This window comes from Streptomyces sp. LMG1-1-1.1 (genome assembly GCF_040815545.1).
Classification (GTDB): Bacteria; Actinomycetota; Actinomycetes; order Streptomycetales; family Streptomycetaceae; genus Streptomyces.
Genome location: NZ_JBFPNH010000038.1, coordinates 1 through 16562 on the forward strand (window position 1 = coordinate 1; position 16562 = coordinate 16562).

Consider the following 16562-nt stretch of genomic DNA (forward strand, 5'->3'; position numbering starts at 1 on the left):
GCGCCCGGCAGCGGCGCGCCCGGTGCGTGGCCCGGTGCGTCCGGTCAGGCCGCGCCGGCGGCGCAGGCACCGGCTCCGGCCGCGCCCGTGCAGGCGCAGCCGGCCCCGGTGTCCGGTGGAGGGGGCGGGGACACGGCGCAGGTGCGGAACCTGTGGCCGCAGATCCTGGACGCGGTGAAGAACCGGCGTCGTTTCACGTGGATCCTGCTCAGCCAGAACGCGCAGGTGGCGGGTTTCGACGGGACGACGCTGCAGCTCGGCTTCCTGAACGCCGGGGCGCGCGACAACTTCGCGAGCAGCGGCAGCGAGGAGGTCCTGAAGCAGGCCCTCGCCGAGCAGTTCCACGTGAACTGGAAGGTCGAGGCGATCATCGACCCCTCGGGCGGGGCCTCGCCGCCGCCCGCCGCGACGGGCTTCGGGGGTTCCGGCGGGACCGGAGGGTTCGGGGGCGGCAGGCCCGCCGCGCCTGCCCCGGCTTTCCAGCAGGCGCCGCCTCCGCCCGCGCCGGCGGCCCCGTCCGCGGCGTTCCCGCAGGCGGCCGCGCCGGCGCCGGCCCCCGCGTACAGCCCGCCGGCGCCGCAGCCGGTGGCGCCCGAGGACGACGTGCCGGAGGAGGACGACCCCGACCTCGTGGACTCCGCGCTGTCGGGGCACGACCTGATCGTGCGCGAGCTCGGAGCCACCGTTGTGGAGGAATACACGAACGAGTAGGGGCGTCTCGCTCGGTGGCCCGCACAAGGGGCATCCCGGCCAGCGGGCTACCCTGGCTGGCGTGAAGGTCCTCGTCATCGGCGGCGGCGCCCGCGAACACGCCCTGTGCCGCTCTCTCTCCCTCGATCCCGACGTCACCGCTCTGCACTGCGCGCCCGGCAACGCCGGAATCGCGGAGGTCGCCGAGCTGCACCCCGTCGACCAACTGGACGGCGATGCCGTCGCGCGCCTCGCCACCGAGCTCGGCGCCGAACTGGTCGTGGTCGGCCCGGAGGCCCCGCTCGTCGCGGGTGTCGCCGACGCCGTCCGCGCGGCCGGCATCCCCGTCTTCGGCCCCTCGAAGGAGGCGGCGCTCCTCGAAGGCTCCAAGGCCTTCGCGAAGGACGTCATGGCCGGCGCGGGCGTGCCCACCGCCCGCAGCTACGTCTGCACGACCCCCGAGGAGATCGACGAGGCGCTCGACGCCTTCGGCGCTCCGTACGTGGTCAAGGACGACGGTCTCGCCGCCGGCAAGGGCGTCGTCGTCACGGAGGACGTCGCGCAGGCCAGGGCGCACGCGCTCGCCTGCGACCGGGTCGTCATCGAGGAGTTCCTCGACGGCCCCGAGGTCTCCCTCTTCGCGATCACCGACGGCACCACGGTCCTCCCGCTCCAGCCCGCGCAGGACTTCAAGCGCGCGCTCGACGGCGACGAGGGCCCGAACACCGGCGGCATGGGCGCCTACTCGCCGCTGCCCTGGGCCGACCCGAAGCTGGTCGAGGAGGTCCTCGCGACCGTCCTCCAGCCGACGGTCGACGAGCTGCGCCGGCGCGGCACGCCGTTCTCCGGTCTGCTGTACGCGGGTCTGGCGATCACCAGCCGCGGTGTGCGGGTCATCGAGTTCAACGCGCGCTTCGGCGACCCCGAGACCCAGGTGGTCCTGGCCCGTCTGAAGACCCCGCTGGCCGGTGTCCTGCTGAACTCGGCCAACGGCACGCTGGCCGACCAGGCCCCGCTGAACTGGGCCGACGACGCCGCCGTCACCGTGGTCGTCGCCTCCCACAACTACCCGGACACCCCGCGCACCGGCGACCCGATCGAGGGCCTCGCCGAGATCGCGGAGCAGGACGCCCCGCACGCGTACGTGCTGCACGCCGGGACGAAGCTGGACGGCGCCAAGGTCGTCAGCGCGGGCGGCCGTGTCCTCTCGGTCACCGCGACCGGCACGGACCTGGCGCAGGCCCGCGAGCGGGCGTACGCGGCGGTCGGCCGTATCCGCCTTGACGGTTCGCAGCACCGCACGGACATCGCGCGGAAGGCCGCCGAGGCCTGATTCCGGCGGACCTCGTCCGATTTCTTGTGGCCGTGTGGTGCGGAACCTGTGAACCACACGGCCACTTGAACGCCATCACCTTTACCCAAAGCCATTCCATCGAGTGACGGCTCGGCCATACGGATGACTCCCGCCAACGCCCCAACTAGGGTGCGGCGAAGGCGTTCCGGCACTTGGCCCACCGGCATTGCGATGTCGGTGGCGGGTGCCACAGTGGGGGAGTGAGCAACACCGCCACAGGCAGTCCCGACGAGGGCAGGAGGGGGTGATGTCCGGCGTGTCCGGTACCGGTTCCGTTGTCGGCGAGGAGTGGGGTGCGCGCGCCGCGCACTCCCGGGCCCTCGCCGTCCTCCGTGTCCGAGGCAGGGCACTGGGCCTCGCGGTGCTTCCCGCCGCGGTGGCCGTCGTGCTGTACGCGGGCGGGGTCACCGGCCACTTCACCGGCGCGGCCTGGGACACGGCCCGCTGGGTCGTGACCGTCCTCGCGGTGGTCGTCCTCCTCGCCGCCACGGCCGTCGCCCTCGTCGTCGCCCGGGCCCGTCCGGCCGCGACGCCGACGGTGGAGCTCGCCGAGACCGCCGCCCCCGATCTCTTCCGGCTCGTCCGGGACCTGGCCGACCGGCTCGACGTTCCCGCGCCGGCCGGGATAGCCCTGACGCCGGACTGCGACAGCTGGCTGGAGGACCGCACGCACCGGGCCCACCGAGCGCTGCGGACGGCGCCCGGCGGCGACGGCGCCCCCGTCCTCGTCATAGGTTCGCCGTTCCTGTGGTGGATGCGCGTCGCCGAGCTGCGCGCCGTCCTCGCCCCCGTCGTGGCCGGTACGGGACCGGCCGCGCACCCCGACATAGCCGCGGCCCGCCGCTTCGTCCGGGGCCTGGACGCCGCCGTCGCGGTACCGGGGGAACCCGGCCTCGACCCGCTGCGCAGGCTCGGCGCGCGGGGCGTCGGGAGCGTCGCCCGCGTCCTGCTGCGCGCCTGCCGGGGGCACGCGGCCGAGATGGAGCGCGGGGTCGCCGCGGCCGGTTCGGAGCGCGCCCAGGCCGTCGACTACGGCGTACGGATCGTCGCCCAGGAGCAGGTCGGCCTGGCGTACGCGGGCTGGGACCGCCTCCTGACCCGGGTCGCGCTGCCCGCCTGGCGCATGGGCCGCTGGCCCGCCAAGCTCGACGCGGGCGTGGTCTCCGCCCTGACCGAGCTCTCCCGTCGTGACCGGCTCGCGGAGGGCTTCTCCTCCCGGCTCGGTGAGCGACCGGCCTGTGACCTCCTGGAGGAGCCGGGCGCCGTCGACGAGGCGACCTCGCTGCTCGCCGCCCGACTCTTCCACGGCGGCCCGGCCGAGGCCGGCCCCGACTGGTCCCCGGTCGAGTGGAGCCAGTACCCGGAGGAGGTCGTCGACCGGAAGTGGCGCACCGACGCCGCCCGCCTGCACCAGGTCCTCGACGGTCTCGGCGTCCCCGACTCGGCGGCCGGCTCCGCCCCCGACTCCGCCGGTCCGACCCTGACCCGCGTGATCGCCCATCTGACGACGGAACGGCTCCCCGGCGCCGCGTCCCCGCAGCCCGCGCCCACGACGCCGGAAGCCGACGCGACGGACCTTCCGCCCGACACCGAGCCCGCGAAGCCGACCCCACTCGCCGACGACGAGCTCGCGAACGCGCTCCAGCTCGACGCCCCCGAGCCCCCGAACGCGCACGAGCTCGATGGCGACCAGCCCCCGAACGCGCACGAGCTCGATGGCGACCAGCCCCCGAACACGCACGAGCTCGACGCCGACGAGCCCACGGACCCGCACCAGCTCGACGACGACGAGCCCGTGAACCCCGCCGCCGAGGCCCTCGCCGCGGCGCTCAGCACGCTGCTCGTGCGGGAGGAGGCCGCGCGGGAGGCGCGGGTCGCCGCGGCGGCCGAGAGCGCCCGCGCCGCGGAGAAGGGCCGGAAGGCCGCCCCCGCCCCCGCGTCCGTGGCGGTGAGCGGCCCCGACGGGCCCTTGCCGCTGTTCCCGCTCCAGCCGCCCCGTACGGGACGTGACCTGCTGGCCGACCACGTCATCGCGATGGTCTGCTGTGCGGCGGTGGACACGGCGGAGGCCGCGCCCGGCCTCGACTGGCTGGACGGACCCGCCCTGCTCGTCGGCGGGGAGCGGGCGGCGGATCTGGGGCCCCGTGTCCTGGCCCTGGTCGAGGACGGCGATCCGGAGCCGCTGAGCCTCTGGCTGGCCCGGACCGGGGTGCGTCCGGAGAAGCCCGTACGGCTGGTCTGAGCCCGCCCTGGCAGGCCTCCTTCCTGGAGGCCTGGCTTCCACTCTAGCCAATTCACGACGAACGGTGACGGAGTGCGTGCGTTATGTGATGTGCTGGAGACCGTCACTGACAGAGGCAAGGACCAGCGGCACCGACCAGCCGACAAGCCGACGAGCAGGCCAGCCGACCGGGGGAGTCGAGGGAGGGGCGGACCATGGGGGCGGAGCAGATCAGACGGTGGGAGTCGGGCGCGCTCGCGCACGCCGTGAGCGATCCCTTCGGCCAGGGTCCGCTGCCCTGGCTGCGCGGCTCGGACAACTACTTCGACGACACCGGTCAGATGGTCCCCTGGTACGCGGACGAGATCCTGGCCCGGGGCGGCAGCGGCGGCCCCCGCACGGCCGACGACGTCCGCCGCCAGATCAAGGGCTTCGCGTCGGACGGGGCCGTGGCGCCGGGGGAGTCGATCGACTTCCACGTCACGGTGGACCCGCCGCAGCAGTTCTCGGTCGACGTCTACCGAATCGGGCACTACGGCGGCGACGGCGCCGCGAAGATCACCACCAGCCCCCGCCTGTCCGGGATCGTCCAGCCGGCCCCGCTCACCGCCGACCGCACGGTCTCCTGCCACCACTGGTGGCAGTCCTGGCGGTTGCAGATTCCCTCGTACTGGACGATCGGCGCGTACGTGGCCGTCCTCACCACCGCCGACGGCTACCGGTCGCACATCCCCTTCACGGTCCGCGACAACCACCCGGCCGATCTGCTCCTCGTCCTCCCGGACGTGACGTGGCAGGCGTACAACCTCTATCCGGAGGACGGTCACACGGGCGCCAGCCTCTATCACGCCTGGGACGAGGAAGGCCGGCTGCTCGGCGAGGAGGAGGCGGCCGTCACGGTCTCCTTCGACCGCCCGTACGCGGGCGCGGGTCTGCCGCTGCACGTGGGGCACGCGTACGACTTCATCCGCTGGGCCGAGCGGTACGGCTACGACCTCGCGTACGCCGAGACCCGCGACCTGCACGCCGGCCGGGTCGATCCGAGCCGCTACCGGGGCCTGGTCTTCCCCGGCCATGACGAGTACTGGTCGGCCCCGATGCGCAGGACCGCCGAACTCGCCCGCGACCAGGGCACGTCGCTGGTCTTCCTCTCCGCCAACACCATGTACTGGCAAGTGGAGTTGGGCCCTTCGCCGTCGGGGGTGCCGGACCGCCTCCTGACCTGCCGGAAGCGGCGCGGCCCCGGCAAGCCGGCGCTCTGGCGCGAGGTCGACCGGCCCGAGCAGCAGCTCCTCGGCATCCAGTACGCGGGCCGGGTGCCCGAACCGCGGCCGCTGGTCGTACGGAACTCCGACCACTGGCTCTGGGACGCCACCGGCGCCGGCGACGGCGACGAGCTGCCCGGCTTGGTGGCGGGCGAGGCCGACCGCTACTTCCCGCGCACCGCGCTCCCCGAGCACCAGGGCCGCATCCTGCTCGCCCACTCGCCCTACCGGGACGGCGAGGGGGCGCTCCGCCACCAGGAGACGAGTCTCTACCGGGCCCCGTCCGGCGCCTGGGTGTTCGCGTCCGGCACGTTCGCCTGGTCGCCGGCACTGGACCGGCCGGGCCATGTCGACGCCCGGGTCCAGCGCGCCACCGCCAACCTCCTGGACCGGATCTGTAAGAGGGACTGAGCAGGGGGTCGCAGGGCCCGACGGTCGCCTCCGTCCGCGTGTGCGAGAGAATCGGACCCGCTCCTGGATCAACCTACGCGGAGGAACCGTGTCCGGATTCGTAGAAAAGCCCGAGCCCGTCCAGGTCCCGGGCCTCACCCATCTCCACACGGGCAAGGTCCGCGACCTGTACCGGAACGAGGCCGGTGACCTCGTGATGGTGGCGAGCGACCGCATGTCGGCGTACGACTGGGTCCTTCCCACCGAGATCCCCGACAAGGGCCGGGTGCTCACCCGGCTCTCGCTGTGGTGGTTCGACAAGCTCACCGACCTGGTCCCCAACCACGTCATCTCCACCCAGCTGCCGGCCGGCGCCCCCGCCGACTGGGAGGGCCGCACCCTCGTCTGCAAGTCGCTGAACATGGTCCCGGTCGAGTGCGTCGCCCGCGGCTACCTGACCGGCTCCGGCCTGGTCGAGTACGACGAGTCCCGCACGGTGTGCGGCATCACGCTCCCCGAGGGCCTGAGCGACGGCTCCGAGCTGCCCGCCCCGATCTTCACCCCGGCGACGAAGGCCGCGGTCGGCGACCACGACGAGAACGTGTCGTACGAGGAGGTCGCCCGTGAGGTCGGCGCGGAGACCGCCGCGCTGCTGCGCCAGCAGACCCTCGCGGTGTACTCGCGGGCCCGTGACATCGCCCGCGAGCGGGGCATCATCCTCGCCGACACGAAGTTCGAGTTCGGCTTCGAGAGCACCCCGGACGGCGACCGGCTCGTCCTCGCCGACGAGGTCCTCACTCCGGACTCGTCCCGCTTCTGGCCGGCCGCCCAGTGGCAGCCGGGCCGCGCCCAGCCTTCGTACGACAAGCAGTTCGTGCGGAACTGGCTGACCTCGCCGGCCTCGGGCTGGGACCGCAAGAGCGAGCAGCCGCCGCCGCCGCTCCCGCAGGAGATCGTGGACGCGACCCGCGCCAAGTACATCGAGGCGTACGAGCTGCTGACCGGGACCGCCTGGTAGGACAACGAGAAAGCCCCCGGTCGATTCGACCGGGGGCTTCTTCATGGAGCGGACGACGAGATTCGAACTCGCGACCCTCACCTTGGCAAGGTGATGCTCTACCAACTGAGCCACGTCCGCATGCGCCGTAGCGCGCTGCTAACTATATACCCAACGTTCGGGGTGCTCGTGACACGTTTTCGTGTGGGCCCTTTCACATGCTCCGGGGTACGACGAAGGCCCCGGTTCCTGAGAACCGGGGCCTTCGTACTTCCTGAGCGGACGACGAGATTCGAACTCGCGACCCTCACCTTGGCAAGGTGATGCTCTACCAACTGAGCCACGTCCGCATTGCTGCCGCTCGGCTTTCACCGGGCGGTGCGAGCACCACTCTACCTGATCCACAACCGTGGTCGGTCAAGCGATGCAGAGCGGGTGACAGGAATTGCACACTGCGCCTTCCCCCTGGAAGGGGGATGTTCTACTACTGAACTACACCCGCACGCTGCTGGGGACTTGGCTTTGCGGCCTCGCCCCTCGGCGTGATCCAGACTCTACCGGATCATCGGGGGTGCCATGCAAATCGGCTCCCCCGCCTCCCGCTCCCGCCGGTGGCCGGCTCTCGCTCCCGCCGCTGGCCGACTCTCGTTCCTGGTCCGCGGACGCGGTCCGCTCCCGGCCCGCGGTCGCCGTCCGCTCCCGGTTCAGCTCGCGGCGCGGAAGGCCTCGTAGACGCGCTTGGGGATCCGGCCGCGGGCGGGGACGTCCATCTTGTTGGACTGGGCCCAGGCGCGGACCGCCGCCGGGGCGGGGGCGAGGGCGGTGTGGGTGTACGACTCGACCGCGGGACTCCGGCCGGCGGCCACCCGGGCGGGCAGCTTGCGGCCCGCGGCGAGGTAGGGCGCGAGGGCCTTGCGGAGTTTCTTTGCATTGGCAGCATTCAGGTCGATCTCGTACATCTTCCCGTCGAGGCCGAACGCGACCGTTTCAGCCGCTTCTCCGCCGTCGATGTCGTCGGAGAGAGTGACCACCACACGCTGAGCCACGGATTCTGTCCTTTCCTGCGGCCGCCGAGGTCGAGAGGGCGCTTGTGGCGCCTCTGACGTGCTGCGATGCCGACCATACGGCTGTGCCGGGACAATGCTGCTTTCTTCTGGATTCCTTTGTACAGCGGCAGGTGTCGCATTGTGAAGCCCTGCCAATTGTTTCAGCGTGTCCCGGCACATTGCGGTCCGCAATATTTCACTCGAATTTTGCGGGGGAGTGTCCGGCCAGCGCGTGCCGCGTGTTCGTGTGACCCACGCCGCACCGAACCGGGCTTTTGTAGGATCCTTCAGATCTCTACCCGCGTAGAATTTGGAGGCAGGTACGCTGAGGGAACCGCCCACGCAACACACCACCGGGAGTGCCAGTGGCACGCGTCGTAGTCGACGTCATGCTCAAGCCGGAGATCCTCGACCCTCAGGGGCAGGCGGTGCAGCGTGCACTGCCCCGCCTGGGATTCGCCGGAATCGCCGACGTCCGTCAGGGGAAGCGCTTCGAGCTGGAGGTGGAGGGGCCGGTCGATGAAGCCGCCCTCGCCCGCATCCACGAGATGGCCGAAACCTTCCTTGCCAACACCGTGATCGAAGACTTCATCGTGAAGGTGGAGTCGTGACCGCACGCATCGGCGTCGTCACGTTCCCCGGAACGCTCGACGACCAGGACGCGCTGCGTGCCGCCCGCCTCGCGGGCGCCGAGCCCGTCTCGCTGTGGCACCGCGACAAGGACCTCAAGCAGGTCGACGCCGTGGTCCTGGCCGGTGGCTTCTCCTACGGCGACTATCTGCGGGCCGGAGCCATCTCCCGCTTCTCGCCGGTGATGGAGACGATCATCGAGCAGGCGAAGGCGGGCATGCCCGTCCTCGGCATCTGCAACGGCTTCCAGATCCTCACCGAGGCCCACCTGCTGCCGGGCGCCATGCTCCGCAACAACCACCTCCACTTCATCTGCCGCGACCAGAAGCTGCGGGTGGAGAACGCGGAGACCGCCTGGACCTCGGACTACGTCCAGGGCCAGGAGATCGAGGTCCCGCTCAAGAACATGGACGGCCGGTACGTCGCCGACGAGCGCACGCTCGACGAGCTGGAGGCCGAGGGGCGGGTCGCCTTCCGCTACCTGGACGTCAACCCCAACGGCTCGCTGCGCGACATCGCGGGCATCACCAACGCCGCGGGCAACGTGGTCGGCCTCATGCCGCACCCCGAGCACGCCGTCGAGCCGCTGGTCGGCACCGGCAAGACGGACGGCCTCGGTTTCTTCACCTCGATCCTCAAGAAGCTGGTCAACGCCTGATGAGCCTCGACACCGTCAAGCACGCGAGCGAGACGCCGGACAGCGAGCAGCCCTGGAAGGAGCTCGGCCTCAAGGAGGACGAGTACGCGCGCATCCGCGAGATCCTCGGCCGCCGTCCCACCGGCGCCGAGCTCGCCATGTACTCCGTCATGTGGTCCGAGCACTGCTCCTACAAGAGCAGCAAGGTCCACCTGAAGCAGTTCGGCGAGAAGGTCCCCGAGAACGACGCCATGCTCGTCGGCATCGGCGAGAACGCCGGCGTCGTCGACGTCGGCCAGGGGTACGCGGTCACCTTCAAGGTCGAGTCGCACAACCACCCCTCGTACATCGAGCCCTACCAGGGCGCGGCCACCGGCGTGGGCGGCATCGTCCGCGACATCCTCGCCATGGGTGCCCGTCCGGTCGCGGTCGTCGACCCGCTGCGCTTCGGCGCGGCCGACCACCCCGACACCAAGCGCGTGCTGCCCGGTGTCGTCGCCGGCATCGGCGGCTACGGCAACTGCCTCGGCCTGCCCAACATCGGTGGCGAGGTCGTCTTCGACTCCTGCTACCAGGGCAACCCGCTCGTCAACGCCGGCTGCATCGGCGTGATGAAGCACGAGGACATCCACCTCGCCAAGGCCTCCGGCCCCGGCAACAAGGTCATCCTGTACGGCGCCCGCACGGGTGGCGACGGCATCGGCGGCGTCTCGGTCCTCGCGTCCGAGACCTTCGACGCTGCACCCGATAGTGCCGATGGCACGGGCAAGCCGACCAAGCGCCCCGCCGTCCAGGTCGGCGACCCGTTCCAGGAGAAGCTCCTCATCGAGTGCACCCTGGAGATCTTCAAGGAGAAGCTCGTCGCGGGCATCCAGGACCTCGGCGGCGCCGGGCTCTCCTGCGCCACGTCCGAGCTGGCCTCCGCGGGCTCCGGCGGCATGCACGTCGACCTCGAGAAGGTCCACCTGCGCGACGCCACGCTCTCGCCCGAGGAAATCCTCATGAGCGAGTCGCAGGAGCGCATGTGCGCGATCGTCGAGCCGCAGCACGTCGACCGCTTCCTGGAGATCTGCGAGAAGTGGGACGTCATCGCGGTCGTCATCGGTGAGGTGACGGACGGCGAACGGCTGGAGATCTTCTGGCACGGCGAGCAGATCGTCGACGTGCCGCCGCGTTCCGTCGCCCACGAGGGCCCGACCTACCACCGGCCGTTCGCGCGCCCGGACTGGCAGGACGCGCTCCAGGCCGACGACGCCGGCAAGCTGCCCCGGCCGCAGGACGGCGCCGAGCTGAAGGACCAGGTCCTGAAGCTCGTCTCCTCGCCGAACCAGGCCTCGAAGTCCTGGATCACGGACCAGTACGACCGGTTCGTGCAGGGCAACACGGTCCTGGCGCAGCCCGAGGACGCGGGCATGGTCCGCATCGACGAGGAGACCAACCTCGGCGTGGCCATGGCGACCGACGGCAACGGCCGGTACGCGAAGCTCGACCCGTACACGGGTGCGCAGCTCGCGCTGGCGGAGGCGTACCGCAACGTCGCCGCGTCCGGTGCGAAGCCGCTGGCCATCTCGGACTGCCTGAACTTCGGTTCGCCCGAGGACCCGGCCGTGATGTGGCAGTTCGCGGAGGCCACCCGTGGTCTCGCGGACGGCTGCCTGCAGCTGGGCACCCCGGTCACCGGCGGCAACGTCTCGCTCTACAACCAGACGGGCGAGACCGCGATCCACCCGACGCCGGTCGTGGCCGTGCTCGGTGTGATCGACGACGTGAACCGCCGTACGCCGATCGCCTTCGCGGAAGAGGGCCAGCTCCTCTACCTGCTCGGCGACACGCGCGAGGAGTTCGGCGGCTCGGCCTGGTCCGAGGTGATCCACCAGCACCTCGGCGGTATGCCGCCGGCCGTGGACCTCGACCGGGAGAAGCTGCTCGGCGAGATCCTGATCTCGGCGTCCCGCGACGGCATGATCGACGCGGCGCACGACCTGTCCGACGGCGGTCTGGTCCAGGCGGTCGTCGAGTCCTGCCTGCGCGGTGGGAACGGCGCGCGCCTGGTCGTCCCGGAGGGCCTGGACGCATTCACGTTCCTCTTCAGCGAGTCGGCGGGCCGTGCGGTCGTCGCCGTCCCGCGCAGCGAGGAGCTCCGCTTCACCGACATGTGCGGTGCGCGGGGTCTTCCGGCGACCCGCATCGGTGTCGTCGACGGCGACGCGGTGGACGTGCAGGGCGAGTTCGCGCTCTCCCTCGCGGAGCTGCGCGAGGCGCACGAGGCGACGATCCCGGGCCTGCTGGCCTGATCGGTCCCGTACGGAACGGAGCCCCCGCCCGGGATGGGCGGGGGCTCCGTGCCGTCAGTCGTCCATGGAGAGGAACGCGTCCACTTCCTCGATGTCCTCCACGCACTCGTCGATGTCGGAGGCCTTCCCCCCGATCAGGGTGAAGAAGAGGCCGCCTCTCATCGAGAGCCCCCGGTCGCCGTGGTCGGCGTGCCACCTGTGGGTCGTGAGCACGTGACCCCGCCCGTCGACGAAGACGCCTTCGAGCTCGATGCGCATGGTGCGGCCGGTGTACTCGAAGATGTCCCCGTAGTGCGCGAGGACGTTGTCCCGGCCCTTGAAGTGCCCGCCGAACCGGGTACTGCCGGGCGAGTGGTGGGTGCAGTCGCCGGTCAGAAGGTCACCCAGCGCACTCATGTCACCCTTTTCGAACGCGTCGTAGCCCCGGCGTACCAGGGCGGCGTCGGGGTGCTCGTGATAGGTCATGGTCCCGTCACTGCCTTTCGCGAAGGGCCTGCCCCCCTCTTCTTCAGTCTCGGGGCTAGCCTCTGCGCATGCCACCCGCCAAGAAGCGCACCCGCAGTTACGACTCCGCCAAGATCCGGGCCGCCGTGAGCGCCCAGTTCGGGAACGTGCGGGAGGCGGTGGCGGCGCTCACCCCGGAGCAGCTCGACGGGCCGACCCGGCTGGGGGCGTGGACGGTACGGGACCTGGTGGCGCACCTGGCGTGGATGGTGGACTCCGTCCCGCGGCTGCTCGCCGCGCCCGCCCCGGCGGCGAGGGAGCTGGCCCTGCTCGACTGGCCGTCGATGACGGCGACGGCGGCGGAGCGGATCGACGAGCACACCCGGGGGATCGACGCGGCGGACCCGGTGGGGCTGTACGCGCGCGTGGCGGAGGAGTACGAGGAGGCGGTCGCCGGGGCGGGGGACGAGCGGCTGCTGCCGCTGAGCTTCGGTGCGATGACCCTCGGGGACTTCCTGGTGACCCGGACGGTCGAGCTGGTCGTCCACACCGACGACCTGAACGCGGCGACCGGCGCCGCCGTCCCGTACGACCGCCAGGCGCTGGCCGCCAGTACCCGGCTGCTCGCCGACACGCTCGCCGTGCGGGCCCCGGGCGGGGCGGTGGAGGTCCGCGTCCCGCCGTACGCGGTGGTGCAGTGCGTGGAGGGCCCCCGGCACACCCGGGGCACCCCGCCGAACGTGGTGGAGACGGATCCGCTGACGTGGATCAGGCTCGCGACCGGCCGGACGCAGTGGGCGGTGGAGCTGGACGAGGCGCACGTCAGCGCGAGCGGCGAACGGGCCGACCTGAAGGATCTGCTGCCCCTCATGGGCTAGAAGCGCCGGGTACCGGAACCGTACGGCGGGCGGTTCCGTCCCACCTGCATGCCGAAGACCCGCGTACTCGCCGTCCTGGTCCCGCTCCTGCTGCTCACCGCGTGCGGTACGGAGGGGGGTGGGGGCGCCGGCTCGGGTGCGGGCGCGGTGCAGCCGGACCTGCCGGTGGTGGGGACGCAGTGGTCGGTGGAGGCCGTGACGGTCGACGGGCGCAGGTCGGCCGCTCCCGACGGCGCGCGCGTCGACTTCGAGGAGGGCCGGGCCCGGGGGAACAGCGGCTGCAACACGTTCGGCGCCGCCGTCACGGTGAAGGGCGACACGCTGACCGTCGCCCCGGGCGAGGTGACCGAGATCGGCTGTCCGGCCGACGCCCGGCGCTTCGAGGCGGAGTTGCTGAAGGCCTTCTCCGGCTCGCTCAAGGGGACGATGAAGGGCGACGCCCTGCGGCTGGAGTCGGCGGACGGCCGGAACGGTCTGGAGCTGACGGCCGAGCGGGCCGTCCCGCTGCGCGGCACCACCTGGAAGGTCGACGGGCTGGTCTCCGGGGACACCGTGTCCTCGCTGCCGGCGGGGAGCGAGGACAAGGCGCGGATCGTCCTCGGCGCGGACGGGCGGGCCACCGGCAACCTCGGCTGCAACGGCTTCTCGGCGAAGGCCCGCGTCGACGAGCAGGGCCGGACGCTCACGGTCGAGGGCCCGGCGGCGACCACCCGGATGATGTGCACGAGCCCGCAGATGGCGCTGGAGACGAAGCTGTACGAGCTCCTCGACGGCCCGCTCACGTATCGGCTGAACCACCGAACGCTGACCCTCACGGACGCGTCGGGAGAGGGCCTCACGGCGACGGCGAGTGCCTCCTGAGCGGGCGCCGACTGCGAACTCCGTCACATCGCGAGGGGGCTGCGGGCCTGGTACGAGCGTCCGCTCTCCGGCGCCCCCGGGCCGGAATCCCTTCGCGCGCCTGACTCGTAGGCCCCTCCACGTCCGAAACGATCATTTCGTGTGATCGCACGAGTGGAGGGGTGCCCCGTTTTCCTCAATTCGGACCAGTGGTCGAGCCCGTCTACACTCGGAAACGTGCCACGTGGTGACGGTCGACTCAATCACGACCTGCTCCCCGGAGAGAAAGGCCCCCAGGACGCTTGTGGCGTCTTCGGTGTCTGGGCTCCGGGTGAAGAGGTCGCAAAGCTCACGTACTTCGGGCTCTACGCCCTCCAGCATCGGGGCCAGGAATCCGCGGGTATCGCGGTCAGCAACGGCTCCCAGATCCTCGTCTTCAAGGACATGGGCCTCGTGTCCCAGGTCTTCGACGAGACCTCTCTCGGTTCCCTCCAAGGTCATATCGCGGTCGGTCACGCCCGCTACTCGACCACCGGGGCGTCCGTGTGGGAGAACGCGCAGCCGACGTTCAGGGCAACCGCCCACGGCTCGATCGCGCTCGGCCACAACGGCAACCTGGTGAACACGGCGCAGCTCGCCGAAATGGTCGCCGACCTGCCCAAGAAGGAAGGCCGCTCCACTCGTGTGGCGGCCACCAACGACACCGACCTCCTCACGGCGCTCCTCGCCGCGCAGGTCGACGAGGACGGCACGCCGCTCACCATCGAGCAGGCCGCCGCGAAGATCCTCCCCGACGTCCGGGGTGCCTTCTCCCTCGTCTTCATGGACGAGCACACGCTCTACGCCGCCCGTGACCCGCAGGGCATCCGCCCGCTGGTCCTCGGTCGCCTGGAGCGCGGCTGGGTGGTCGCGTCCGAATCGGCCGCCCTCGACATCTGCGGCGCCAGCTACGTCCGCGAGGTCGAGCCGGGCGAGATGATCGCGATCGACGAGAACGGCATCCGCACCTCGCGATTCGCGGAAGCGAAGCCCAAGGGCTGTGTCTTCGAGTACGTGTACCTGGCCCGCCCGGACACGGACATCGCCGGCCGGAACGTCTACCTCTCCCGCGTGGAGATGGGCCGCCGCCTCGCCAAGGAGGCGCCGGTCGAGGCCGACCTGGTGATAGCGACTCCGGAGTCCGGTACCCCGGCCGCGATCGGCTACGCCGAGGCCTCGGGCATCCCCTTCGGTGCCGGCCTGGTGAAGAACGCCTACGTCGGGCGCACCTTCATCCAGCCCTCGCAGACCATCCGGCAGCTCGGCATCCGGCTGAAGCTGAACCCCCTCAAGGACGTCATCAAGGGCAAGCGCCTGGTGGTCGTCGACGACTCGATCGTCCGCGGCAACACCCAGCGCGCCCTCGTCAAGATGCTCCGCGAGGCCGGCGCGGCCGAGATCCACATCCGGATCTCCTCGCCGCCGGTGAAGTGGCCCTGCTTCTTCGGCATCGACTTCGCGACCCGCGCGGAGCTGATCGCCAACGGCATGTCGATCGAGGAGATCGGCAAGTCGCTGGGCGCGGACTCGCTCTCGTACATCTCCATCGACGGGATGATCGAGGCGACCACCATCCAGAAGCCCAACCTCTGCCGTGCCTGCTTCGACGGCGAGTACCCGATGGAGCTTCCGGACCCCGAGCTGCTCGGCAAGCAGCTGCTGGAGACCGAGCTGGCCGCCGGCCCGGCCGCCACCGCGGCCTCCGACGCGCTCCGTCGCCCGTAAGACCCCCGCAGTAACGCAGTAAACGACACGAAAGCTCTGAAATGCCTCAGACCACTGGTGCCTCCTACGCGTCCGCGGGCGTCGACATCGAAGCGGGTGACCGCGCCGTCGAGCTCATGAAGGAGTGGGTGAAGAAGACGCAGCGCCCCGAGGTCCTCGGGGGCCTCGGCGGTTTCGCCGGCCTCTTCGACGCCTCCGCCCTCAAGCGCTACGAGCGTCCGCTGCTCGCCTCGGCGACCGACGGCGTCGGCACGAAGGTCGACATCGCCCGCCAGATGGGCGTGTACGACACGATCGGCCACGACCTGGTCGCGATGGTCATGGACGACATCGTCGTCTGCGGCGCCGAGCCGCTCTTCATGACCGACTACATCTGCGTGGGCAAGGTCCACCCGGAGCGGGTCGCCGCCATCGTCAAGGGCATCGCCGAGGGCTGCGTCCTGGCGGGCTGCGCCCTGGTCGGCGGCGAGACGGCGGAGCACCCGGGCCTCCTCGGCCCGGACGACTTCGACGTGGCCGGCGCCGGCACGGGTGTCGTGGAGTACGACCGGCTGCTCGGCGCGGACCGGATCCGTTCGGGTGACGCGGTCATCGCCATGGCGTCGTCGGGTCTTCACTCCAACGGGTACTCGCTCGTCCGGCACGTGGTCTTCGACCGCGCGGGCATGACCCTCGACCAGCAGGTCGAGGAGCTCGGCCGGACGCTCGGCGAGGAGCTCCTGGAGCCCACGAAGATCTACTCGCTGGACTGCCTGGCCCTCACCCGGACCACGGACGTCCACGCGTACAGCCACATCACGGGCGGCGGCCTGGCCGCCAACCTGGCCCGGGTGATCCCGGACGGCCTGCACGCCACGGTGGACCGTTCGACCTGGACGCCGGGCGCGATCTTCGACCTGGTCGGCAAGGCAGGTCAGGTGGAGCGCCTGGAGCTGGAGAAGACCCTGAACATGGGCGTCGGCATGATGGCCGTCGTGCCGGCCGAGTCGGTGGACGCGGCGCTGACCACGCTCGCGGACCGCGGGGTCGAGTCCTGGGTCGCCGGCGAGATCACCGAGCGCGGGGCGCACACCACGGGCGCCGAGCTGGTCGGGGACTACGCGAAGTAGGAC

General features: G+C 71.4%; 13 protein-coding genes, 3 tRNA genes and 1 pseudogene. 12 read left to right on the forward strand and 5 right to left on the reverse strand.

What is annotated here, in order from left to right; genetic code table 11:
• The 5 genes and pseudogenes from MRBLMG1_RS22200 to MRBLMG1_RS22220 form a co-directional block, all read left to right on the forward strand.
• Positions 1–711 (forward strand): annotated as a pseudogene (locus tag MRBLMG1_RS22200) (DNA polymerase III subunit gamma and tau); the annotation flags it as partial.
• Positions 712–772: 61 nt separating this feature from the next.
• Positions 773–2023 carry a phosphoribosylamine--glycine ligase gene (gene purD / locus MRBLMG1_RS22205; RefSeq protein ID WP_367825851.1) on the forward strand — a complete coding sequence of 417 codons (1251 nt, stop codon included), beginning with the start codon at positions 773–775 and terminating at the stop codon, positions 2021–2023.
• A 268-nt stretch (positions 2024–2291) separates the two neighbouring features.
• Positions 2292–4286, forward strand: a complete 1995-nt coding sequence (locus tag MRBLMG1_RS22210; RefSeq protein ID WP_367825852.1) for a hypothetical protein — start codon at positions 2292–2294, stop codon at positions 4284–4286.
• Between the two features lie 194 nt (positions 4287–4480).
• The gene (locus tag MRBLMG1_RS22215) at positions 4481–5941 is read left to right on the forward strand and encodes a N,N-dimethylformamidase beta subunit family domain-containing protein (RefSeq protein ID WP_367825853.1); all 1461 of its coding nucleotides are present in this window, start codon (positions 4481–4483) and stop codon (positions 5939–5941) included.
• A gap of 88 nt (positions 5942–6029) precedes the next feature.
• A complete protein-coding gene (locus MRBLMG1_RS22220) occupies positions 6030–6938 on the forward strand; it encodes a phosphoribosylaminoimidazolesuccinocarboxamide synthase (RefSeq protein WP_367825854.1) in 909 nt (302 codons plus the stop codon).
• 44 nt (positions 6939–6982) lie between these two features.
• On the opposite strand, the gene MRBLMG1_RS22225 is transcribed toward MRBLMG1_RS22220, so the two are convergent.
• The 4 genes from MRBLMG1_RS22225 to MRBLMG1_RS22240 all read right to left on the reverse strand — a co-directional run bounded on the left by MRBLMG1_RS22225 (position 6983) and on the right by MRBLMG1_RS22240 (position 7963).
• Positions 6983–7058, reverse strand: a tRNA-Gly gene (locus tag MRBLMG1_RS22225).
• A 136-nt stretch (positions 7059–7194) separates the two neighbouring features.
• Positions 7195–7267 (reverse strand) — tRNA-Gly (locus MRBLMG1_RS22230).
• Between the two features lie 80 nt (positions 7268–7347).
• Positions 7348–7419, reverse strand: a tRNA-Gly gene (locus MRBLMG1_RS22235).
• Positions 7420–7621: 202 nt separating this feature from the next.
• Entirely contained in the window at positions 7622–7963 is a 342-nt protein-coding gene (locus MRBLMG1_RS22240; RefSeq protein WP_367825855.1) for a histone-like nucleoid-structuring protein Lsr2, read from the reverse strand.
• Positions 7964–8328: 365 nt separating this feature from the next.
• Here MRBLMG1_RS22240 and purS point away from each other — a divergent pair, with 365 nt between their 5' ends.
• The 3 genes from purS to purL are packed head-to-tail and all read left to right on the forward strand — an operon-like array spanning position 8329 to position 11524.
• The gene (purS, locus tag MRBLMG1_RS22245; protein ID WP_030221400.1) at positions 8329–8574 is read left to right on the forward strand and encodes a phosphoribosylformylglycinamidine synthase subunit PurS; all 246 of its coding nucleotides are present in this window, start codon (positions 8329–8331) and stop codon (positions 8572–8574) included.
• Positions 8571–9251 carry a phosphoribosylformylglycinamidine synthase subunit PurQ gene (gene purQ / locus MRBLMG1_RS22250; RefSeq protein ID WP_367825856.1) on the forward strand — a complete coding sequence of 227 codons (681 nt, stop codon included), beginning with the start codon at positions 8571–8573 and terminating at the stop codon, positions 9249–9251. Before purS ends, purQ begins: the two co-directional genes overlap by 4 nt.
• Positions 9251–11524: a phosphoribosylformylglycinamidine synthase subunit PurL gene (purL, locus tag MRBLMG1_RS22255; RefSeq protein ID WP_367825857.1), complete on the forward strand. Its 2274-nt coding sequence runs from the start codon at positions 9251–9253 to the stop codon at positions 11522–11524. Before purQ ends, purL begins: the two co-directional genes overlap by 1 nt.
• A 54-nt stretch (positions 11525–11578) precedes the next feature.
• Here purL and MRBLMG1_RS22260 read toward each other — a convergent pair whose 3' ends face one another.
• On the reverse strand, positions 11579–11989 hold the full coding sequence (locus tag MRBLMG1_RS22260; protein ID WP_367825858.1) for a nuclear transport factor 2 family protein: 411 nt from the start codon (positions 11987–11989) through the stop codon (positions 11579–11581).
• A gap of 68 nt (positions 11990–12057) precedes the next feature.
• Between MRBLMG1_RS22260 and MRBLMG1_RS22265 the strand changes: the two genes are divergently transcribed.
• The 4 genes from MRBLMG1_RS22265 to purM all read left to right on the forward strand — a co-directional run bounded on the left by MRBLMG1_RS22265 (position 12058) and on the right by purM (position 16559).
• Entirely contained in the window at positions 12058–12846 is a 789-nt protein-coding gene (locus tag MRBLMG1_RS22265; protein WP_367825859.1) for a maleylpyruvate isomerase family mycothiol-dependent enzyme, read from the forward strand.
• A gap of 48 nt (positions 12847–12894) precedes the next feature.
• A complete protein-coding gene (locus MRBLMG1_RS22270) occupies positions 12895–13707 on the forward strand; it encodes an META domain-containing protein (protein WP_367825860.1) in 813 nt (270 codons plus the stop codon).
• Positions 13708–13923: 216 nt separating this feature from the next.
• Positions 13924–15450, forward strand: coding sequence for an amidophosphoribosyltransferase (gene purF / locus MRBLMG1_RS22275; protein WP_367825861.1), 1527 nt, complete (start codon positions 13924–13926; stop codon positions 15448–15450).
• Between the two features lie 41 nt (positions 15451–15491).
• A complete protein-coding gene (gene purM / locus MRBLMG1_RS22280) occupies positions 15492–16559 on the forward strand; it encodes a phosphoribosylformylglycinamidine cyclo-ligase (protein WP_367825862.1) in 1068 nt (355 codons plus the stop codon).
• Positions 16560–16562 lie beyond the last annotated feature (3 nt).